General features: G+C 73.5%; 18 protein-coding genes. 7 read left to right on the top strand and 11 right to left on the bottom strand.

The window, feature by feature from the left end:
• From ABTZ91_RS04370 to ABTZ91_RS04355, 4 genes are all read right to left on the bottom strand, one after another.
• Positions 1-666 (bottom strand): response regulator transcription factor, encoded by a 666-nt coding sequence (locus tag ABTZ91_RS04370; protein ID WP_352075601.1) that lies wholly within the window; start codon positions 664-666, stop codon positions 1-3.
• A 7-nt stretch (positions 667-673) separates the two neighbouring features.
• A complete protein-coding gene (locus ABTZ91_RS04365) occupies positions 674-2,743 on the bottom strand; it encodes an AAA family ATPase (protein ID WP_352075600.1) in 2,070 nt (689 codons plus the stop codon).
• A gap of 283 nt (positions 2,744-3,026) precedes the next feature.
• Complete coding sequence (locus ABTZ91_RS04360; RefSeq protein WP_352075599.1) at positions 3,027-4,202, bottom strand: cation:proton antiporter; 1,176 nt, start codon at positions 4,200-4,202, stop codon at positions 3,027-3,029.
• A gap of 5 nt (positions 4,203-4,207) precedes the next feature.
• Positions 4,208-4,687 carry a cation:proton antiporter regulatory subunit gene (locus tag ABTZ91_RS04355; protein WP_352075598.1) on the bottom strand — a complete coding sequence of 160 codons (480 nt, stop codon included), beginning with the start codon at positions 4,685-4,687 and terminating at the stop codon, positions 4,208-4,210.
• A gap of 88 nt (positions 4,688-4,775) precedes the next feature.
• Here ABTZ91_RS04355 and ABTZ91_RS04350 point away from each other — a divergent pair, with 88 nt between their 5' ends.
• Positions 4,776-4,898 (top strand): hypothetical protein, encoded by a 123-nt coding sequence (locus ABTZ91_RS04350; protein WP_352075597.1) that lies wholly within the window; start codon positions 4,776-4,778, stop codon positions 4,896-4,898.
• Between the two features lie 113 nt (positions 4,899-5,011).
• Here the strand turns inward: ABTZ91_RS04350 and ABTZ91_RS04345 are convergent, their stop codons facing one another.
• Entirely contained in the window at positions 5,012-5,731 is a 720-nt protein-coding gene (locus ABTZ91_RS04345; RefSeq protein WP_352075596.1) for a helix-turn-helix domain-containing protein, read from the bottom strand.
• A gap of 88 nt (positions 5,732-5,819) precedes the next feature.
• Positions 5,820-7,040, bottom strand: coding sequence for an FAD-dependent monooxygenase (locus tag ABTZ91_RS04340; protein ID WP_352075595.1), 1,221 nt, complete (start codon positions 7,038-7,040; stop codon positions 5,820-5,822).
• Positions 7,041-7,171: 131 nt separating this feature from the next.
• Here ABTZ91_RS04340 and ABTZ91_RS04335 point away from each other — a divergent pair, with 131 nt between their 5' ends.
• The 5 genes from ABTZ91_RS04335 (at position 7,172) to ABTZ91_RS04315 (ending at position 13,775) form a co-directional block, all read left to right on the top strand.
• Positions 7,172-7,552: a VOC family protein gene (locus tag ABTZ91_RS04335; RefSeq protein ID WP_352075594.1), complete on the top strand. Its 381-nt coding sequence runs from the start codon at positions 7,172-7,174 to the stop codon at positions 7,550-7,552.
• Between the two features lie 401 nt (positions 7,553-7,953).
• Positions 7,954-9,423 (top strand): FAD binding domain-containing protein, encoded by a 1,470-nt coding sequence (locus ABTZ91_RS04330; protein ID WP_352075593.1) that lies wholly within the window; start codon positions 7,954-7,956, stop codon positions 9,421-9,423.
• Positions 9,420-11,882 (top strand): xanthine dehydrogenase molybdopterin binding subunit, encoded by a 2,463-nt coding sequence (gene xdhB / locus ABTZ91_RS04325; protein WP_352075592.1) that lies wholly within the window; start codon positions 9,420-9,422, stop codon positions 11,880-11,882. The genes ABTZ91_RS04330 and xdhB overlap by 4 nt, the downstream gene beginning before the upstream one ends.
• Position 11,883: 1 nt before the next feature.
• Complete coding sequence (xdhC, locus tag ABTZ91_RS04320; protein ID WP_352075591.1) at positions 11,884-12,696, top strand: xanthine dehydrogenase accessory protein XdhC; 813 nt, start codon at positions 11,884-11,886, stop codon at positions 12,694-12,696.
• A 368-nt stretch (positions 12,697-13,064) separates the two neighbouring features.
• A complete protein-coding gene (locus ABTZ91_RS04315) occupies positions 13,065-13,775 on the top strand; it encodes a DUF4232 domain-containing protein (RefSeq protein ID WP_352075590.1) in 711 nt (236 codons plus the stop codon).
• A gap of 96 nt (positions 13,776-13,871) precedes the next feature.
• Here the strand turns inward: ABTZ91_RS04315 and ABTZ91_RS04310 are convergent, their stop codons facing one another.
• The 5 genes from ABTZ91_RS04310 to ABTZ91_RS04290 all read right to left on the bottom strand — a co-directional run bounded on the left by ABTZ91_RS04310 (position 13,872) and on the right by ABTZ91_RS04290 (position 21,143).
• Positions 13,872-14,834 carry an ABC transporter substrate-binding protein gene (locus tag ABTZ91_RS04310; RefSeq protein ID WP_352075589.1) on the bottom strand — a complete coding sequence of 321 codons (963 nt, stop codon included), beginning with the start codon at positions 14,832-14,834 and terminating at the stop codon, positions 13,872-13,874.
• Between the two features lies 1 nt (position 14,835).
• Positions 14,836-16,824: an ABC transporter permease subunit gene (locus ABTZ91_RS04305; protein ID WP_407077892.1), complete on the bottom strand. Its 1,989-nt coding sequence runs from the start codon at positions 16,822-16,824 to the stop codon at positions 14,836-14,838.
• A gap of 193 nt (positions 16,825-17,017) precedes the next feature.
• A complete protein-coding gene (locus ABTZ91_RS04300; protein WP_352075587.1) occupies positions 17,018-18,097 on the bottom strand; it encodes a glycine betaine/L-proline ABC transporter ATP-binding protein in 1,080 nt (359 codons plus the stop codon).
• Positions 18,098-18,111: 14 nt separating this feature from the next.
• Positions 18,112-19,638, bottom strand: a complete 1,527-nt coding sequence (locus ABTZ91_RS04295; protein WP_352075586.1) for a GMC oxidoreductase — start codon at positions 19,636-19,638, stop codon at positions 18,112-18,114.
• The gene (locus ABTZ91_RS04290) at positions 19,635-21,143 is read right to left on the bottom strand and encodes an aldehyde dehydrogenase family protein (protein ID WP_352075585.1); all 1,509 of its coding nucleotides are present in this window, start codon (positions 21,141-21,143) and stop codon (positions 19,635-19,637) included. The genes ABTZ91_RS04295 and ABTZ91_RS04290 overlap by 4 nt, the downstream gene beginning before the upstream one ends.
• Positions 21,144-21,397: 254 nt before the next feature.
• Between ABTZ91_RS04290 and ABTZ91_RS04285 the strand changes: the two genes are divergently transcribed.
• Complete coding sequence (locus ABTZ91_RS04285) at positions 21,398-21,619, top strand: hypothetical protein (protein ID WP_352075584.1); 222 nt, start codon at positions 21,398-21,400, stop codon at positions 21,617-21,619.
• Positions 21,620-21,633: the final 14 nt, after the last annotated feature.

Below are 21,633 nucleotides of genomic sequence, written 5' to 3'. Positions count from 1 at the left end.
TCAGCTGCCGTTCTCCGCGAGGTAGGTGAGGACGGCCTTCACCCGCCGGTTGTCGGTGTCCGTCGCCACCAGCCCGAACTTGCCGAACACGGCGGCCACGTGCTTCTCCACCGCCCGCTCCGACACGACGAGGGCGGCGGCGATGGAGCGGTTGGAACGGCCCTGGGCCATCAGTTCCAGCACCTCGCGCTCGCGCGGGGTCAGGGCGTCCACCAGGCGTCGCCGCCGTCCGCGCATCAGCTGGGTGACCACCTCGGGGTCGAGCGCCGCTCCCCCGTCGGCGACCCGGTGCAGCGCGTCGACGAACTCGGAGGTGCGGGCGACCCGTTCCTTCAGGAGGTATCCGACGCCCGCCGCGCCGTCCGCGAGGAGCCGGGACGCGAAGGCCGTCTCCACGTGCTGGGAGAAGACGAGGATGCCGACCTCGGGCGTCGTCGCCCGGATCTCGACGGCGGCGCGGATCCCTTCGTCCGTGTGCATGGGCGGCATCCGGATGTCGACGACGGCCACGTCGGGCCGGTGTTCGGCGACCGCGGCGAGCAGCGCGGGTGCCGTCCCGACCGCCGCGACCACCTCGCAGCCGCGGGCGCCGAGCAGTTCGGTCATGCCGTCCCGGAGCACGACGGAGTCCTCGGCCAGTACCACGCGCAGCTTCCTGTTGATCACGGCGCCATTATCGGCGGACGGGGTCCTCGGCCGTCGAGCGCTGGGTCGGCAGGGAGGGTGGGCGGAGCCGTGGTGCGGTGTCGGCGCCGGTGGCGGGGCCGGTGGGCTCGACGTGGTCGAGGAGGCGTCGCAGGGCGCGGTGGGCCTGGGGCGCGTCCAGGCGGGGGTCGAGGTGGGCGAGCGCGCGGCGGGCGCGGTGGCGGGCCCGGCCGGTGCGGCCGGCCCGGTGGTCGGCGAGGGCGCGGGCGTAGTGGGCGAGGGCCCGGGCCCAGGTGTCGTCGCGGGCGGTCGGCTGGGCGAGCGCGCGCCGTGCGGTGTGGAGTGCGGCCTCGGTGTCGGTATGGGTCTGGACGATGGCGAGGGCCGCGAGGCTGACGACGGCCGGTGGCCCGGCGGTGGCGTGTTCGGGAATGGTGGCGGCGGCGTGACGGTAGTGCTCGGCGGCGGCGCGGAGGTCGTGCCGCTGCCAGGCGAGGGTGCCGTGGGCGTGGGAGATGCGGCCGATGAGGGCGTCGTCACCGGCGAGGACGGCAGCCGGCCAGGCGGCGTCGAGGAGCCGGCGGGCGGTGGTGGGGTCGGCGGCGGTGCTGAGCCAGGCGGCGAGCCACTGCGCCCGGGCCTTCGCGGGGCCTTCGGAGGGCAGGAGGGGCAGCAGGCGCAGGAGGTGTGCGGCGCCTTCCTCGGCGTGGCCGTGGGCCGCCCACCAGAACCACAGGTGCAGCACGCTGTCCACGGCGGCCTGGGCGAGCGCCGGCCGGTGGGCGGCGCGGCGCATCAGGCCGAGCAGGTCGGCGTTTTCGTCGAGGACGAGCTGGGCGGCCTGCCGCTGCAGACCGCTGTTCCACAGGGTCTCCGCGACCACGGCCACGCTCCGGCAGTGGCGGGCGTGGCGGTCTCGTACCACGGCGGTCTCTCCGGAGGCGGTGAGGCGTTCGCGGCCGAAGTCCCGGGCGGCCCGCGCCATCCGGTAGCGCACTTCCCGTGCGGTGCCGATCTCGCCCTGCGGCTGGAGGACGCCCGTCGCGGCCAGGACGGCCAGCGCGGGCGGCACTTCGTCCGGGTCGACGCCGAGTCCTTCGCAGACGAACCCGGCGGCGGCCTCCGTGAAGGCCCCCGCGAAGACGCTCAGGCAGCGCCAGACCGTACGGACGGTGGGCTCGCACAGGGCGTGTACGGCGCCGATCGACGCGCGGACCGACCGGTGCCGGTTCACCGGGGAGCCGGCACCGGCCAGCCAGCACAGGCCGGTCTCCAGGCGTTCGGTCAGCTCGCTCATGGTGGTGTCGCCGAGCTGGGCGGCGGCGAGCTCGATCGCCAGGGGCACGCCTTCGACGAGGCGGCACACCCGTTCGACCGCGCCGAGCTCGGCGACCGCGTCGGGCCGGCCGGGGGTGGCGCGGGCGAGGAACAGCTCGGCCGCCGGGGAGGGGTTCGCGGAGTGGGCGGGGTCGCCGACGGGCAGCGGCGCGAGGCGCAGTACGTGCTCGTCACCGAGCCCCAGCGGACGGCGCGCGGTGACCAGGACCCGGAGGTCGGGCAGGCGCATCAGCAGGGACTGCACCAGCCTGGTGCATTCGGCGTGCACCGGGTCGACGTCGTCGAGGACGAGCAGCGGCCCGCCGGCCGGGGGCGGTGGGGCGGACGGCTCGACGGGAGAGAGCGGGCCGGACGGCTCAACGGGAGAGGACCGGCCGGACGGCTCGGCAGCAGAGGACCGGCCAGGCGGCCCGGACGGCTCGACGCGAGAAGGCCCGCCCGACAGCTCGGACGGCTCGACGGACGGCTCGACCGCGGAGTCCAGGGCCCGCAGGATGCGTGCGGCCAGAGCGCTGGGGGCCGCCGGGATGCCGTCGTGCCAGCGGACCTTCACCGTCCCCGCCCCCGGCACCACCCGGTCGCGGCGGTCGGCGGCCGCCATCGCCAGGTGGCTCTTGCCCACACCGGCCGCGCCCACGACGGTGACCAGCCGGCGTGCCGCCAGCGCCCGTTCCAGTGCGGCCAGCTCCGCCTCGCGGCCCACCAGCCCGCCGTGACGCCCCTCGAACGGGGCGCCGTCCCCCTCGGATCCAGCCCGCACGTCCGCTCCACCCGTCATCCGGCCCATTGCCTTCGTACGCGACGCCGCCGTCCGCCGTGCGGCGCATGACCGCAGGTCCAGCGTGCAGAACCGTCACTGCAAGCGGGTCGCACCACCCCAACGTGCGGCGGACGCTCAGGGTGGCGAGGATCCGCGCCGGACCACACGTGCGAGTGAACGAGGGCCCGGCCCGTCCCGCCTCGCGAGACCTCGTACGCCGGCATGGTCACGCCTCCTGAACCGGGCGGCCCGGCGTTTCCTGACGGGGACGGGGCGCGAGGAGTCACATCCCTGACGGCGCCGGGCCGGGCGGGCGGGTGTCGCGCAGCGGAAGGGCGCCGGCGAGTCGGGTCAGGAGGGGGCCTGCGAGGGCGAGGACGAAGACGTACGCGGTGACCAGCGGGCCGAGGGCGTCGTGCATCGTGCCGAGGAGGCCGACGATCACCAGGGAGAACTCGCCCCGCGCGATGAGCACGGTCCCGGCGCGCAGCCGTCCTTTGCGGCCGACCCGGTCGCGGGCGGCGGCGAAGTGGCCGGTGGCGACCTTGGTGACGGCGGTGACGGCGGCGAGCGCGAGCGCGGCGGGCAGCACGGGCAGGAGGTCGCCCGGGTCGACGGACAGCCCGATGGCCAGGAAGAACACCGCCGCGAACAGGTCCCGCAGCGGCCCGAGGACCGCGCGGGTACGGGTCGCGGTCTCGCCCGTCAGGGTGAGGCCGACGAGGAAGGCTCCGACCGCGGCGGAGGCGTGCACGGCCTCGGCCAGGGCGGCGACGATGAGTGTGAGGCCCAGGACGCGCAGGAGCAGTTGTTCGTCGTCCGGGTGGGCGACGAGCCTGCCGACGTGGTGGCCCCACCGGTAGGAGACCGTGAAGGCGACGACGACCGCGCCCAGGGCGGCGAGCACGCCGAGCCCCGCCTGCCACCACTGGCCGCCCGACGCGAGCACGGCGAGCACCGGGAGATAGGCGGCCATGGCGCAGTCCTCCATGACCAGGACCGAAAGCACCGCCGGGGTCTCGCGGTTGCCCAGCCGCCGCAGATCGGACAGCAGCCGGGCCACGATCCCGGAGGAGGAGATGTACGTGGCGCCGGCCAGGGCGAGGATCCCGATGCCGTCCAGACCCAGAAGCCATCCGGCGACGGCCCCGGGCACGGCGTTCAGACCGAGGTCCACCACGGCGGACGGCACATGCCGTCGCACGCCCACGGCGAACTCGGGCAGGGAGAACTCCAGACCCAGGGTGAGCAGCAGCAGGACGACACCGATCGCGGCACCGGTCTCGACGAAGTCACCGGCCGCCGGCACGGGCGCGACGCCGCCCTCGCCGATGGCGAGGCCGGCGAGGAGGTAGAGCGGGACGGGCGAGAGGGTGAGGCGGCGCGCCAGCGTGCCGAGCACGCCGAGGACCGCGAGGATCACGCCCAGCTCCAGGAGCAGGGCGACCGGGGTGCGCACGCCGCTCAGCCCCGGATGATCTGTTCCACGCCCCCGATGCCCTCGTGGGTGCCGATCACCACCAGGACGTCCCCGCCGCGCAGGACCTCCCGGGGGGCGGGCGAGGCGATCACGTCCCGGCCGCGCACGATCGCGACGACCGACGCGCCCGTGCGGGTGCGCGCCCGGGTGTCGCCCAGCGGCCGGCCGTCGTACGCGCTGCCCGGGGGCACCTCGATCCGCGCGGACAGCAGCCCGGGGACCTCCTTCGTCAGGTCCGCGAAGCGCTCCGTGATCCTCGGGGCGCCCAGGATCTCGGCGACGGCGTCGGCCTCCTCGCCGTTGAGCTGGAGCACCGGCCGCCCCTCGTCCGGGTCCTCCTCCGGGTAGACGACCAGTTCGAAGTCGCCCGTCCGGCGGGCCACGACACCCACCCGGTCCCCGCGGTGGCTGGTGAACTCGTACCGCAGCCCCACGCCCGGCAGAAGTACCTCGGTGACGTCCATGTGCTCATCATCGAGCGGCACCGGGCCACCGGCATGCGGCCGGGGGCCACGCGGGGAACGGCCCGGGGCGCCTCCTGGAGTGGCGCCCATGCCCTCGCCCGACGACCGGACCGCCCTCGAACGCCGTGCGTGGAGCGCGGCGGTGCTGCGGCTGCTCGACGACCCGTACACGTTCGTGGCCACCGGGCGGCGGTCGGCGCGCTCGCCGTGATGAGCGAGGAGTGGCAGGGGGAACCGGCTCCCGTCCGCTCCCGCCCGGGTCTTCTGGTCGATCGGGGCGTACTGAATCGGGCGGGCGGCCGGGCGCCCTGACGCCCCGCCCGGTCACCTGGTTCCGGCGGCGCCCGTCGAGACGAGTTCCAGGAGGCTGTCGTGGATCTCGGCGAACCGGGCCCGTACCGCCTCCGCGGCCTGGGCGACGTCCCGCGCGTCGGGGTCCTCCGGCCGTTCGAGCAGCAGGTGGACGGTGTCGGCGAGGGCGGTCTCGGGGTCGTCGACGCGGAGCGGGCCCGCGACCTCGGCGTCGTTCATGACCGTGCCGAACCCGACCAGTACGGCGTGCAGCGCGTACATCTGGCGGGACAGCGGGAGGTCGTCGCGCACGAGCCCGTGCTCGTGGAGGATCGTCGCGACCGCGTTGCCCATCGCGCTCGGGGTGGCGTCGGCGAAGCGCTCCTGGTCGGCGGGGCGGTGGAGCAGCTGGCGCAGGGCCCGGTCGTCGCCGCGGAGCCACCGCAGCCACGGGTTGCCCAGGGTCGTGCGGATGAGCAGCGGAGCGAGCCGGCGGGGCAGGACGGTCCACGGGTCCTGGGCGATGTGCCGGTTGAGCGTCTCGATCCAGGCCAGCACCTCACGCGCGGCCAGGCCCACGAAGAGGTCTTCCTTGGTCTCCCAGTAGAGGTAGACCGTGCCCTTGCCCACGCCCGCGGCGGCGGCGATCTCGGAGATGGTCACCTTGCGGACGCCGTGTTCGAGGACCAGTTCGCGAGCGCTGTCGAGGATTCTGGCCGCCTTGGCGGAGTCGTGTTCGATCAGCCGGCTCACCGTCGTGGTTCCTCCCGTTCGTTCTCCGGGAGCATGATGTCACGGGGGCCACGGGGGTGAGCCGGCCGTGCCGGCGGCCCGGATCCGGTCAGGACAGGGCGACGTCGACCGTCTTCATCCGGGCGGCCTTGCTGCGGTGCTGTCGCTGCGACAGGACCCGCCGGCCGAGCTCCGTGCCCACCACGCGGTCCATGACGGTGCGGATGCGGTACTCGGTGCGGCCGGCCGGGACGAAGAGCTTGCGCATGTCCATGCCGGTGCTCTGGTGGAACGCGATGAAGGGCCGCAGTTTCGCCTCCCAGGCGCGCAGCGCCCGCGGTACGTCCCCGGGGCAGCGCTCCAGCATCGTGCCCAGCAGGTCGGCCCCGGCCAGGCCGGTGGAGGCGCCCATGCCGGAGTAGAGGGTCATGCACCAGGCGGCGTCGCCGAGGAGGACCACCCTGCCCTGGTGCCAGGTGTCGAGGCGTACCTGCTCTGCGGTGTCGAACAGGTGCTCCGGTGCCTCCTCGAACCGGTCGAGCAGCCAGCCGAGGGTGCGGCCCGTGGGCCGCGGTCCGAACACCTCACGGAGCGAGGCGGCGGCGGGCCTGGAGAGCGCGCCGTCGACGTCGTCGGTGCGGTAGTTGAACAGCACGGTCGGTGGCCGGTCGGCGAACGGGAACACCCAGGCGGAGCGGCCCCGTTCGGTCATGACGATCCCGTCCGTGCCCCGGAAGCCGGGGACCGGGCCGGGCAGGGCGCACGCCGCGAGCATGTAGCCGAGGCGGTGCAGGCGTCCCTCGTCGGGCCCGAAGGCGAGCCGCCGTACGGTCGAGCGCAGGCCGTCGGCGCCGACCACGAGGTCGAAGCGCTCGGTGGTCCGCGTCCCGGCGGCCCGGTCCTCGATGTCGACGCGCACGCCGTCCTCGTCGTGGCGCAGGGCGGCCGGGACGGAGGCGTAGCGGATCTCCACGTCCTCGGGCAGGGCGTCGAAGGCGGCCTGCTCGATGTCGCCGCGGACGACGGGGCGGGCCCGGCCGGGCACGGCGTCGGTGAAGCTGAGGCAGCGCCGTCGGCGGCCCGCGCGGTCGACGGTGTAGTAGGCGATGTCCGCCGAGAAGCGGTCGGGCAGTTCGATGCCCAGGCGCTCCGCCGCGGTGATCCCGGTGCCGAAGAGGCCGATGAAGTACCCGCCGCGGCGGCGTTCCGCGGCTTTCTCCAGGACGAGGACGTCCCAGCCCGCCCGGTGGAGCCGCAGCGCGGCGGCGGTCCCGCTGACCCCGAGTCCGACTACGAGAGCCCGCCGACGCGGGCTTGTGTGCGTCTTCATGGTGCGACGGTAGACCAACTGACCAAAATGGTCATCTGGTCAGTGAGGTCCGGTACGGGACGGACCGATCCGGCAGGTGCCGTCGGCGTGGCTGGGGCTCCCGTACGGGCCGTCTTCCTACACTGGCGGCCATGGCATGCCGCATCAGTGAGCTGGTCCTCCACTGCGCCGACCCCGACCGGCTCGCCGCGTTCTGGAGCGAGGTCCTCGGCTATGTGGAGCTCGGGCGTGAGGACGGAAGCATCGAGATCGGGCCGCCCGGGGTCGGGTTCGGCGGGCCGCAGCCCACCCTCGTCCTCAGCCCCAGCAGCAACCCGCGCACCGGCCGACTCCCCCTGCACATCGACGTCAACGCCACCGACCGTGACCAGGACGCCGAGCTGGAGCGGCTCCTCGCCCTCGGCGCCCGGCCCGCCGACGTCGGCCAGACCGGTGAGGAGAACTGGCACGTCCTGGCCGACCCGGAGGGCAACGAGTTCTGCCTGCTGCACACCCGGCTCCAACCCGCCTGAGCAGCCGCCCGGCTCGCGTCCCGGCGCCGGCCCCCGACCCGTCTCACGGAGCCGACGCCCTCTTGACCTGCCTCGCGCCAGCCGTTAACTTGCGGTCAACGTCGACCCCAGGACGACCGAGAGGAGGCGACCGGCGGATGTACACCAGCTCTGACCTGAGTCGCCTCGCCCACACCACGGTCTGGGTCCCGGGTCGTATCGCGCACGGCTGCTGATCACGCCGTAGTCGAGGTGCCCTTCCGTGGCATCTCCCGGGTTGTTCCCTCACCTTTCCTGGCACGCCGCTGCCGCGTGCCGTTCCGCGCCCACTTCTGTCGCGTGGCGCCTTCGCACACAGAAAGCTGCCTGAAATTGGCGAACATGATGCATCGATCGATCCTGCTCCGAAACGAGGGCCCGTCATGGTAGCGGCGCGGATCACGGTCAACGGGAAAGAAGCGCCGATCGCTCCGGCCGCGCCCCACACCACCGTGCTCGACTTCCTGCGCGAGCGCGGCCTCACCGGCACCAAGGAGGGCTGCGCCGAGGGCGAGTGCGGTGCCTGTTCGGTCCTGGTGGCCCGTCCGGGGGTGAACAAGCCCACCGATTGGGTGGCGGTCAACGCCTGTCTGGTCCCGGTCGCGGCGCTGGACGGCCAGGAGCTCGTCACCGCCGAGGGGCTCGCCACCCCCGGCGCCCCCGGCACGCCGCCCGCCCTGCACCCGGTGCAGGAGGAGATGGCGGTCCGCGGCGGCTCCCAATGCGGTTACTGCACCCCGGGATTCGTGTGCAGCATGGCCGCCGAGTACTACCGGCCCGACCGCTGCGCCCACGCCGAGCCCGCCCCGGCCGACGGCGCCGACGCCGAGCACGGGCCGAACGGCTTCGACCTCCACGCCCTCAGCGGCAACCTGTGCCGCTGCACCGGCTACCGCCCGATCCGCGACGCCGCCTTCGCCGTCGGCGCGCCCACCGGCGACGACCCGCTGGCGCGGCGGCGCGAAGAGGACCCGCCCGCGCCCGTGGCCACCGAATACCGCCGCGACGGCGCCGAGTTCCTGCGCAGGGGCACGCTCGCGGAGACGCTGCGACTGCTGCGCGAGCGGCCCGACGCGGTGGTGGTCGCCGGCTCCACCGACTGGGGCGTGGAGGTGAACATCCGTGCCCGGCGGGCGGATTGCGTGGTCGCCGTCGACCGGCTGCCCGAACTGCGGGAACTGCGCGTCGCGTCCGACTCCGTCGAGATCGGGGCGGCGCTGACCCTCACCGAGATCGAGCGCCGGCTCAACGGCTCCGTACCGCTCCTCGCCGAACTGTTCCCGCAGTTCGCGTCCCGGCTGATCCGCAACGGTGCCACCCTCGGCGGCAACCTCGGCACCGGCTCCCCCATCGGGGACAGCCCGCCGGTGCTGCTCGCGCTCGAGGCGTCGGTGGTGCTCGCCGACGCCGACGGTGAGCGCGAGGTCCCGCTCGCGGAGTACTTCACCGGCTACCGGCAGAGCGTGCGCCGGCCCGATGAGCTGATCCGCGCCGTTCGCGTTCCGCTGCCCCTGTCACCGGTCACGGCCTTCCACAAGATCGCCAAGCGGCGCTTCGACGACATCTCCAGCGTGGCGGTCGCCTTCGCGCTCGACGTCGAGGACGGCCTCGTCCGCAAGGCCCGGATCGGTCTGGGCGGCGTGGCCGCCACCCCGGTCCGCGCCCTCGCCACCGAGGCGGCCCTGGAGGGCAGGGCCTGGACGGCACAGACCGTCGAGGCCGCCGCGGCGGTGCTCCGCACCGAGGGGACCCCGATGAGCGACCACCGCGCGAGCGCCGCGTACCGTTCCGCGATGCTCGGCCAGAGCCTGCTGAAGCTGTACGCACAGACCACCGAGGCGGTGTCGTCATGAGCCAACTGTCCGAGCGCCCCGAGAAGGCCGTCGTCGGCGTGCCGATGCCGCACGAGAGTGCCGCCCTGCACGTCACCGGCACCGCGCTGTACACCGACGACCTGGTCCACCGGACCAAGGACGTGCTGCACGCCTACCCGGTCCAGGTCATGAAGGCCCACGGCCGGATCACCGCGCTGCGCACCGAGGCCGCGCTCGCCGTGCCCGGTGTGGTCCGCGTGCTGACCGGCGCCGACGTGCCCGGGGTCAACGACGCCGGGATGAAGCACGACGAACCGCTCTTCCCCGACGAGGTCATGTTCCACGGCCACGCGGTCGCCTGGGTGCTGGGCGAGACGCTGGAGGCGGCCCGGCTCGGCGCCGCCGCCGTCGAGGTCGAACTCGACGAGCTGCCCTCGGTGATCACCCTCCAGGAGGCGATCGCGGCGGGCAGCTTCCACGGCGCCCGGCCCGTGATGGAGACCGGCGACATCGACGCCGGCTTCGCCGACTCCGCGCATGTGTTCACGGGCGAGCTGCAGTTCTCCGACCAGGAGCACTTCTACCTGGAGACGCACGCGGCCCTTGCCTACATCGACGAGGCCGAGCAGGTCTTCGTCCAGAGCAGCACCCAGCATCCGTCCGAGACCCAGGAGATCGTCGCGCACGTGCTCGGCCTGCACAGTCACGAGGTGACCGTGCAGTGTCTGCGGATGGGAGGCGGGTTCGGCGGCAAGGAGATGCAGCCGCACGGTTTCGCCGCCGTCGCCGCGCTCGGCGCCAAGCTGACCGGCCGGCCCGTCCGGGTGCGGCTGAGCCGCACCCAGGACCTGACGATGTCCGGCAAGCGGCACGGGTTCCACGCCGCGTGGCGGATCGGCTTCGACGCCGACGGCCGCATCCAGGCCCTCGACGCCACCCTGACCGCGGACGGCGGCTGGAGCCTGGACCTGTCCGAGCCGGTGGTGGCCCGCGCGCTGTGCCACATCGACAACACGTACTGGATCCCGAACGCCCGCGTCGCCGGTCGCATCGCCAGGACCAACAAGGTCTCCAACACCGCCTTCCGCGGCTTCGGCGGCCCACAGGGAATGCTGGTGATCGAGGACATCATGGGCCGGTGCGCGCCGCTGCTCGGCCTCGACCCCATCGAGCTGCGGGAGCGCAACTTCTACCGGAAGGGGCAGGGCCAGACCACGCCGTACGGGCAGCCGGTCGTCCGGCCCGAACGGATCTCGGCCGTCTGGGAGCAGGTCAAGGAGAGCGCCGGCATCGCCGACCGCACGCGCGAGATCGCCGCGTTCAACGCCGCGCACCCGCACACCAAGCGGGGGCTCGCCCTGACGGGCCTGAAGTTCGGGATCTCGTTCAACCTCACCGCCTTCAACCAGGGCGGGGCGCTGGTGCTGATCTACAAGGACGGCTCCGTCCTGATCAACCACGGCGGTACGGAGATGGGCCAGGGCCTGCACACCAAGATGCTGCAGGTGGCGGCGACCACGCTCGGCATCCCGCTGCACAAGGTGCGGCTGGCCCCGACCCGTACGGACAAGGTGCCCAACACCTCCGCCACCGCCGCCAGTGCCGGGGCGGACCTCAACGGCGCGGCGGTGAAGAACGCCTGCGAGCAGCTGCGGGAGCGGCTGGTGCGGGTGGCGGCCACCCAGCTCGGTTCGCACGCCTCGGACGTGCGCATCGTCGAAGGCGTCGCGCGCACGCTGGGCAGCGACAGGGAGCTGGCCTGGGACGACCTGGTGCGCACCGCGTACCTCCAGCGGGTCCAGCTGTCGGCGGCCGGTTTCTACCGGACGGAGGGTCTGCACTGGGACGCGAAGACGTTCCGGGGCTCGCCGTTCAAGTACTTCGCCCACGGCGCCGCCGCGGCCGAGGTGGAGGTGGACGGGTTCACCGGCGCGTACCGCATCCGGCGGGTCGACATCGTGCACGACGTCGGCGACAGCCTCTCGCCGTTGATCGACATCGGTCAGATCGAGGGCGGTTTCGTGCAGGGAGCGGGCTGGCTGACGCTGGAGGACCTGCGCTGGGACGCCGGTGACGGCCCCAACCGCGGGCGCCTCCTGACGCAGGCCGCGAGCACCTACAAGCTGCCGAGCTTCTCGGAGATGCCCGAGGAGTTCAACGTCACGCTGCTCGAGAACGCCACCGAGGAAGGCGCCGTGTACGGGTCCAAGGCGGTCGGCGAGCCCCCGCTGATGCTGGCGTTCTCGGTGCGCGAGGCCCTGCGGCAGGCCGCCGCGGCGTTCGGTCCTGCCGGGACCAGCGTCGAGCTGGCCTCGCCCGCGACCCCGGAGGCGGTGTACTGGGCGATCCAGGCCGCCCGCGGGAGCGGTGCATCGGACGGGCCGGCCGACGACGCCGCCGCGCGGATCGACAGCGCGCGGGTCGAGGGCGCGCGGGTCGAGGGCGGGCCGGCCGACGGCGGGTTCCGGGCCGACGCAGAAGCGGCGATCGGTGCCTGACATGACGTGGGTCTCCGCGGTCGCGCGGTTGCGGGCACGCCGGGAGCCCGGCGTGCTCGTGACCGTCGCGACCGTGCGGGGCCACGCCCCGCGCGACGCCGGGGCGAAGCTCGTGGTGGGACGGACCGGAACCTGGGGCTCGATCGGGGGCGGCAACGTCGAGGCCGTCGCGATCGACCGGGCCCGGGAGATGATCGACGCGGGCAAGCCGGAGCCGGAGCTGATCGACTTCGCCCTGAACGACAAGGTGACCAACCGCCACGGCGTTCAGTGCTGCGGCGGCACGGTCTCGGTGCTGCTCGAACCGCTCCCGGTGGTGCGGGCGGTGGCGATCTTCGGAGTCGGGCACGTCGGCCTCGAACTGGCGCGCATCCTGGCCCGCCAGGACCTCGACCTCCATCTGATCGACAGCCGCTCCGACATCCTCACCGAGGAGCGGCTCGGCGTCCTGGCGGACGCGGTGGCGCAGGTGCACGTGCACCACACGCCGCTGCTGCCCGAGGAGGTCCTGGAGGAACTGCCGCACGGCACCCACGTCCTGATCATGACCCACGATCACGCCGAGGACGCGGCCCTGTGCGACGCCGCCCTGCGCACCCCCCGTCTGGGCTCGATCGGGCTGATCGGCTCGGCGGCCAAGTGGGTGCGCTTCCGCCGCCGTCTTCTCACCGAGGGCGGGCACGACGAGACCACCGTCGACCGGATCAAGACCCCGATCGGCCTGCCCGACATCACCGGCAAGGAGCCCGCGACCATCGCCGTGAGCGTCGCGGCCGACCTGCTGCGCACCTTCGAGTCGGAGGAGGGTTGCTGACGGGGGCGCTGATGGGCGGGGTACGAGGTCGGGCTCAGCTCGTACGCGAAGGCTGGCCGAACCACGCGGAGTGCAGTCCGGCGTCCCGCGCCTCGCGTGCGAGCCTCAGTGTCGTCGACGGGAAGCTGCCGGGAGGTCGAGCCGAGCGTCACTCCGAGAGTCATGCACGGCACAACCAGTCGTTTCCGGGCGGGCATTCCCGGTCCTGCCGCACGCGACTGGCCCGCCGCTGGGCGGAATCGGCACGTCCCCGTCCCTCGTCGGTAACAACTCCCTGGCGGGGGTGTCGGGGACGGCCCTCCTCCGCGGACTCTGGTCACGGCAAGCGTCGAGAGTGGCCGCTCGCGGCCGACCACGGGGGAACCATCATGAACACTGCTGCCTGGAAGTCCTGGGCCGTCGGCGCGGCGGTGGTCGCCGCGCTGCTCGGGGCCACCGCCTGCGGGCCGGACGCGGCCGAGGGCTCGGCCACGGCCGCGCCGTCGGACCGGGCGAGCGCGACGAGTTCGGCGAGGCCGGGCGGATCGGCCTCGGCCACGCCGGACGCGACGGCCTCGCCGAAGCCGAGCGCCACCTCCGACGGCTCCGACGGGACCGGTGGCTCCGGCGGCAACGGCACCGGCACCGGCGCCGGCGCCGCCTGCACGACGGAGCGCCTCGCGGTCTCCGCCGTGAAGGAGCCCGCGGACAGCAAGGAGGCCAGGCACCTCCTGATCACCGTCCAGAACACGGGCGACACGACGTGCGAGCTGTACCGCTATCCCCTCGTGCGGCTCGGTGCGGATGCCCGGACCACGGTTCCGGTGATCAAGGACAGCGACCCGGACCCGGGGAAGCCGGTCACCCTCGCCCCGGGGGACGAGGCCCATGCGGCCCTGCTGGTCAGCGGGGGCGCCCGGGACGAGTACGAGGCGAAGAGCATCAGCCTCACCCTGCAGGGCGGCAAGCCGGGCAGTCGGCTGGGCGAGCCGGTCGATGTGCCGATGCCGGTCAGCACCCTGTACGCGGACGACGGCCAGCTCGTCACCTACTGGACGACCGCGTCGGGCGCCGCCCTGGACTTCATCATGTCGAAGTGACGCGGGCTCCCCGCCACGGCGGGTGCGGCGGTCCGGGCGCGAAGTCCGGGCCGCCGCACCCGTGTCAGGACGGGAGCCGCAGCGGTGGCACCCGTGTCAGGACGGGAGCCAGGTCCGCCAGGTGGCCTCGTTGGCCTTGACCCAGCGGCCGGCCGCCTCCTCCGGCGACAGCTTCTGCTCCGCGATCATGAGGGCGACGTCGTTCTGCATCTCGGTCGTCCAGCGGAACTTCTTCAGGAAGGCCGCCGCGTCGCTCCCGCCGTCCGCGAAGCGGGCGTTGAGGAACTTCTGCAGCGGGGTGTGCGGATAGGCGCAGGCCACCTTCTTCGGGTCGGCGTCGCAGCCCTCCTGGTAGGCGGGCAGCTTCACCTCCGTCATCGGGACCTTCTCGAACAGCCACTGCGGCTTGTACCAGTAGGTCAGGAACGGCTTCCGCTCCTTGGCGAACTGCTTGATCTGGGTGATCTGCGCCGCCTCGGAGCCCGCGAACACGACCTGGTAGTCCAGGTCCAGGTTCTCGACGAGCGCCTTGTCGTTGGTGACGTAGGACGGGGAGCCGTCCAGGAGCTGGCCCTTGCCGCCGCTCTCCGCGGTGCGGAAGGCGCCCGCGTACTTGTTCAGGTTCTTCCAGTCGGTGACGTCCGGGTGCTTCTCGGCGAAGTACGTCGGCACGAACCAGCCGATGTGCCCGGTCACGCCGAGGTCACCGCCCCGCGCGATGGTCCCCTTGTCGTCGACGTACCGCTTCTCCTGCTCCGGGTGGCCCCAGTCCTCCAGGATGGCGTCCACCCGGCCCTGGCTGAGCGCGTCCCAGGCGGGGACCTCGTCGATCTGGACGGTGTCGACCCGGTAGCCGAGCTCGTGCTCCAGCAGGTAACGGGCGACGGCGACGTTGGCCTGCGCGCCCACCCACGACTGGACGGACAGGGTCACCGTGCGGGCGCCCTTCGCGTCGGCGTACGGGGAGGACTGGCGGGTCATGTCGGCGGCGCCGCAGCCGGTGAGCCCGGCCGCCAGGGCGGCCACGGTCACGAGGGCGGTGAGGCGTGTGCGGGCCATCTCAGGCCCCCTTTCCGTCGCGTTCGCGTTCCGTCGGCTGGGTGACCCGGTCGAGCATCAGGCCGAGGCAGACGATCGCGGCACCGGCGACCAGGCCGGTCTCCAGGTCGCCCTGGGCGAGGCCGAAGACCGCGTCGTAGCCGAGCGCGCCGCCGCCCACCAGTCCGCCGATGACGACGACGGCGAGGACCAGGACCACGCCCTGGTTGGCGGCGAGCAGCAAGGCGGGCCGAGCGAGGGGCAGTTGGACCTGGAAGAGCTGCTGGCGGCCGGTCGCGCCCAGGGAGCGCGAGGACTCCATCGCGGCCGGGTCCACCGCGCGCACGCCCTGGGCCGTGATCCGTACGACCGCGGGCAGCGCGTAGACCACGGCGGCCGCGACGGCCGGGGCGCGGCCCACGCCGAACAGGGCGACCACGGGGATCAGATAGACGAACTGCGGCAGCGTCTGGAAGACGTCGAGCACCGGTCGCAGGGCGCGGCCGAGCCGGGTGCTGCGGGCGGCGGCGACGCCGAGGGCGAGGCCGAGCAGCAGCGTCACGGCGACGGCGGCCAGGACCTGGGACAGCGTGTCGAGCGCCGGGTCCCAGACGCCGAGCACACCGATCGCGGCCATCGCGAGGACGGCGGTGGCGGCGGTGCGCCAGGTGCCGATGAGCAGGGCGAGGGCGCCGACCGCCAGCAGGACCGCCCACCAGGGCAGCCACTGCAGGCCGTCCCGCAGCGGGTTGAGGACCCAGGTGGTGAACCGGCCCGCCCAGTCGGCGGTGCCGCCGACGAGGGGCACGCCGGAGTAGAGGTGGCCGGTCATCCAGTCGACCGCCCGGTTGACGGGTTCGGCAATGTCCGTCGTCCACGGCTCGGGCCAGGTGAGCCGGTCGGTGAGGCGCCCGAGGGCGGCGACGGCGGCGACGGCCAGGAGGACGGCGGCCCGGACGAGCCCGGCCCGGCGGCGCGGGGCGGCGCCGATCCGCTCCCCCGCCGCGGCGGTCACCCGGTCCAGGACGACGGCGAGCAGCACGATCGGCACGCCGGCGGCGAGCGCGGCGCCGACGTCGACGGAGGCCAGGGCCTGGTAGACGCGGTCGCCGAGACCGCCCGCACCGATGACGGAGGCGATCACGGCCATGCCGAGCGCCATCATGATGGCCTGGTTGACGCCGAGCAGGAGTTCCCTGCGGGCCAGCGGCAGCCGGGCGGTGAGCAGCCGCTGCCTGCCGGTGGCGCCGAGCGACGCGGCGGCCTCCATGACGCCGGCGTCCGCGCCGCGCAGGCCGAGCGCGGTGAGCCGGGCCATCGGCGGGGCGGCGTAGACGACGGTCGCGAGGACGGCGGCGGGCACACCGATGCCGAAGACCAGGACGACCGGCAGCAGATACGCGAAGGCGGGCAGCACCTGCATGGTGTCGAGCACCGGGCGCAGGATCCGGTGCATGCGGTCCGAAAGGCCGGCGGCGAGCCCGAGGAGACCGCCGAGCAGCACGGACGCGGCGACGGCGACCACCATCAGGGCGAGCGTCTGCATGGTGGGCACCCACATGCCGAGCAGTCCGCACACGGCGAAGGCGGTGACGGAGGTCAGCGCGAGCCGGACGCCCGCGACCCGCCAGGCGAGAAGGCCGGCCGCGGCGGTGACGCCGGCCCAGCCGAGGGCGAGCAGCACCAGGTACACGGCGCGGACGGACACGACCACGAGGTTGCTGACGTGGCCGAGGAAGTAGAGGAACAGCGGGTGGCTGTCGCGGTGGTCGATGATCCAGTCGCTGGCGCGCCCGAGCGGCCCGGACAGGTCGACGGCGAGGGACGCCGGCCAGTCGCCGGTGCCGAGGAGGACGGCTCCGAGGACGAGCGCGACGGCGGTGGCGGCGCCGATCAGCCGGCCGCGGTGGCGCGTGAGCGCGTGCGGTGCGGCGAACCGTCCGGCGCGGCCGGTGCCGGTGGGACGGGATCCGGTGGGACGGGTTCCAGTGGGACGGCCGGCACCGGTCATGCCCTTGGTGCCGGCTCCGGCGGCTGAGCCGGCGGCACCGGTAGGGGTGCGGCGGCCGCGGGAGGCGGGCGTGGCGGTGACGGTCATCGGCCCCACCGCCCGGTGCCGCCGGTCACGGTGCGGCGGCGCGCCTGTGCGGCGCCGGCACCGGTCGTGCCGCCGCACGGCGGCGGCCAGGTGGTATGCGAGTACATCAGGCCACCGCCTTCCCCGTCGCCGCCGGTACCCCGGCGACGACACCGAGGAGTCCCGCGTGGTCGACCACGCCGAGGCACCGGCCGCCCTCGACGACCCGGGCGTTCTCGCCGGTACGGGCCACGGCCTCGATGGCCTCGTGGACGGTGGCGCTGGGGGCGAGCGCGGGGCCCGTCTCGCGTTCGTCCGCGAGCGCGGGGCGCATCGCCGAGCGGACGGTCAGCACCTGCTCGCGCGGCACGTCCCGGACGAAGTCCCGTACGTAGTCGTCGGCGGGAGCGCCGACGATCTCCTCCGGCGTGCCGAGCTGCACGATCCGCCCGTCGCGCATCAGGGCGATGCGGTCGCCGAGCTTCAGCGCCTCGCTCAGGTCGTGCGTGATGAAGACCATCGTGCGGCCCTCCTCCCGGTGGAGGCGGACGACCTCCTCCTGCATGTCGCGGCGGATGAGCGGGTCGAGCGCGCTGAACGGCTCGTCGAAGAGCAGGACCTCGGGGTCGACGGCGAGCGCGCGGGCCAGGCCGACGCGCTGCTGCTGGCCGCCGGACAGCTGGCCCGGGGTGCGGTGCTCCATGCCGTCCAGGCCGACCTTGGTGACGAACTCGGCGGCGCGTTCGCGCCGTTCGCCGCGTCCGACGCCCTGGATCTCCAGGCCGTAGGCGACGTTGTCGAGGACCGTGCGGTGCGGCAGCAGTCCGAAGTGCTGGAAGACCATCGCCGCCCGATGCCGGCGCAGTTCGCGGAGCCGGCCCGCGTCCATGGAGAGCACGTCCTCGCCGTCGATGGCGACGGTGCCCGAGGTCGGCTCGATGAGCCGGGTCAGGCAGCGGACGAGCGTGGACTTGCCGGAGCCGGACAGGCCCATGACGACGAAGACCTCGCCCTTGCGGACGTCGAAGGAGACATCGCGTACGGCGGCGGTGCAGCCGGTGCGCTCGCGCAGCTCGGCGGCGTCGAGGGAGCCGAGCTCCGGGTCGGCGGGCACGCGCTCGGCCTTGGGGCCGAAGACCTTCCACAGGTTCCGTACGGAGAAGACGGGGTCCGTGGCGGGCCCCGGCGAAGGGTGCTGCGCGTTCATCGGGTTCATCGGATTCATCGGGTCGTGACTCCCAGCAGGTCGGCGCATTTCTCGCCGACCATGAGCACGCCGATCATGGGGTTGACGGCGGTCATGGTCGGGAAGACGGACGCGTCGGCGATCCGGATGCCGTCGAGGCCCCGGATCCTCAGGTCGGGTGCGACGACGGCGAGTTCGTCGTCGGCGGCGCCCATCTTGCAGGTGCCGGCGGGGTGGTAGACGGTGTGGGCGACCTGACGGGCGTAGGCGCTGAGCTCCTCGTCGGAGGTCACCTCGGGGCCGGGGCACACCTCGCGCTTGAGCCATCCGGCCAGCGGTTCGCTCGCGGCGATCTCGCGGGCGATGCGGATGCCGTCGACGAGGGTCCGGCCGTCGTAGTCGTCCTCGTCGGTGAAGTAGCGGAAGTCGAGCGCGGGCTTGTCCTCGGGGTCGGCGCTCGTGAGGTAGAGCCGGCCGCGGCTGCGCGGCTTGGGGATGTTGGGGGTCATCGACACGCCGTGCGCGGGGCGTTCGTAGCCGATCCGCTCGGGGTTGTCGGTGAAGGGGATCTGGTAGAAGTGGAACATCAGGTCCGGTCCCTCGGACTCCGGGTCGCGGCGGACGAACAGTCCGGCGTCGGAGTCCATGGCGGAGTTCTCCGGGATCGGGCCGTGCGTCTCCCACACGATGACCGATTCGGGGTGGTCGAGCAGGTTCTCCCCCACGCCCGGCAGGTCGTGCACGACGGGGATGCCGAGCTTCTCCAGGTCGGCGCGGGGCCCGATGCCGGAGTGCAGCAGCAGGCGGGGGGTGTCGACGGCGCCCGCGCACACCAGGATCTCGCGCCGGGCGCGTACGACGTGCTCCTCGCCGTCCTTGGTGCGGATGTGCACGCCGGTGGCGCGGGTGCCCTCGAACTCCAGGCGGAACGCCCAGGTCTCCAGGGCGATGTGGAGGTTGGGGCGGTCCAGGAAGGGGTGCAGATAGGCCACGGAGGCGGAGGACCGCTTGTTGTTCTCGGGGTGGTAGGCAAGGTCGAAGAAGCCGACGCCCTCGTGGAAGGGCTGCTTGTTGAAGCCCTCGACGCGCGGGACGCCGAGCGCGGCCTGGGCGGCGTCGACGAAGTCGCGGGCGATGGCGTTGCGGTCGGCCTCGTCGACGGGGACGATGTTGTTGCGCAGCCGGGCGAAGTACGGGTCCATGGACGCCGCGTCCCAGCCCTCGGCACCGGCCTCGGCCCACTCGTCCCAGTCGGAGGGCAGGGGCTTGAAGGCGATGAGGGTGTTGTGCGAGGAGCAGCCGCCGAGCACCCGTGCGCGGCTGTGCCGGATGTGGGAGTTTCCGCGGGGCTGTTCGGTGGTGGGGTAGTCGTAGTCCAGCTCTCCGCCGAGCAGGCCCATCCAGCGGCGCAGGGTGAGCACGTCGTCGCGGCCGACGTCGCTCGGGCCGCCCTCGATGACGGCGACGCTGACGTCGGGGTTCTCGGTCAGCCGGGAGGCGATCACCGAGCCGGCGGTGCCGCCGCCGACCACGACGTAGTCGTACAGGTGCTGGTCGTTCATGCCTGGTCCTTCTGCGTCTCGCCCGCGAACCAGCGCACGGGGCGCGGGGCGAGGTTCCGGTAGATGTGCTTGGCCTCGCGGTACTCGGCGAGACCGCCGGGGCCGAGCTCGCGGCCGATGCCGGACTTGCCGAAGCCGCCCCATTCCGCCTGCGGCAGGTAGGGGTGGAAGTCGTTGATCCAGACGGTGCCGTGGCGCAGCCGGGCGGCGACCCGGCGGGCGCGGTCCTCGTCGGCGGTCCACACCGCTCCGGCGAGGCCGTACTCGGTGTCGTTGGCGAGGGCGACGGCCTCGTCCTCGGTGCGGAAGGTCTCGACGGTGAGGACGGGGCCGAAGACCTCCTCGCGGACGACCCGCATGCGGCGGTGGCAGCGGTCGAGGACGGTGGGCCGGTAGAAGTAGCCGGGGCCGGCCGGCTTCTCGCCGCCGGCGCGCAGGACCGCGCCCTCGCCGAGGGCGGAGGCCACGTACTCCTCGGTCCGCGCCAGCTGGGCGGCGGAGACGAGCGGCCCGCACTCGACGCCCTCGTCGGTGCCGCGGCCGAGGCGGATCAGGGCGGCGCGGCGGGCGAGTTCGGCGACGAAGCGCTCGCGCAGGGACTCCTCGACGATGAGGCGGGAGCCGGCCGAGCAGACCTGGCCGCTGTGGATGAAGGCGGCGTTGAGGGCCTGGTCGACGGCGGTGTCGAAGCCTTCGGGGGTGGCACAGGCGTCGGCGAAGACGACGTTGGGGTTCTTGCCGCCCAGTTCGAGGGCGACCTTCTTCACGCTGTCGGCGGCCGCCCTGGCGACCTTGGTGCCGCTGACGAGACCGCCCGTGAAGGAGACGAGGTCGACGTCGGGGTGTTCGGCGAGGCGGGCGCCGACGGTGTCGCCGGGGCCGGTGACGATGTTGGCCGCGCCGAGCGGGAGTCCGGCCTCCAGGAGCAGTTCGATCAGCACGACGGTGCTGAGCGGGGTGATCTCGCTGGGCTTGATCACGAAGGTGTTGCCGGCGGCGAGCGCGGGGGCGATCTTCCAACTGGCTTGGAGCAGCGGGTAGTTCCACGGCGTGATGAGGGCGCAGACGCCGACCGGCTCGTGCACGACGACGCTGTGGATCTCGTCGGATCCGGCGTCGACGACCCGCCCTTCGCTGTCGCTCTCGACGAGGTCGGCGAAGTAACGGAAGGCGTCGCGGACGCAGTCGACGTCGACGCGGCCCTCCTGGAGCGTCTTGCCGGCGTCCTGGCTCTCCAGCGCGCCGATCCGCTCGCGGTCCCGCTCAAGGAGGTCGGCGACGCGCCGCAGCAGGGCAGCCCGCTCGGCGACCGGCGTGCGCGGCCAGGTGCCGTCGTCGAACGCGGCGCGCGCCGCGGCCACGGCGTCGTCCGTGTCGGGGACGCCGCCTTCCGCGACGACCGCGAAGGTGGTCGCGTCGACGGGGTCGATGATCTCGCGCGTGGCGCCGGACAGGGCCGCGCGCCACTCTCCACCCACATGGATGGTCTGCTGTGCTGCCGTCACGTCGGGTTTTGCCTTCCGTTCCTCGAGTTCCCCCTGCCGGTCGCCCGGCGATCGGGCCCCCTGCCCTGGGTCCCGGGAACCATGCGGAAAACGTGACGGAGAGTGGCCTGCTTCACTTTCCAAGACGGTGCCAAATAGGACATATTGCTCACTTTGTCGAGCAACGGCGGGAACCCTTCACCGTCGTGGCGCGTCTCACAGAGCGAGGACGATCACCGCCGGCGCATGCACCACTTCACAGAGAAGAGCCGCCCATGCAGTCGCACGCAGCGACCCCCTTCACGACGGACCTCCCCGACGGCCGCCGCATGGTCCTGTCCCTGCCTCCGCTGGACGCGCCCTGGGCCGCCGGCGGCGTCGACGGTCTGCGCCCGGTCCCGGCCCTGTACGAGGGACGGGGCGAGGAGCCGCACGAGCTGCCTCCCGTCCCCGACATGCGCGCGCTGCACCTCGCCGTGCTCGGCATCGGGGCCTGACACCGCACGGAGGC

The organism is Streptomyces sp. NPDC126499 (genome assembly GCF_040302485.1).
Taxonomy (GTDB): Bacteria; Actinomycetota; Actinomycetes; order Streptomycetales; family Streptomycetaceae; genus Streptomyces.
The sequence above is the reverse complement of the archived record's forward strand: the minus strand, read 5'-3'. Positions and strand labels throughout refer to the sequence as shown.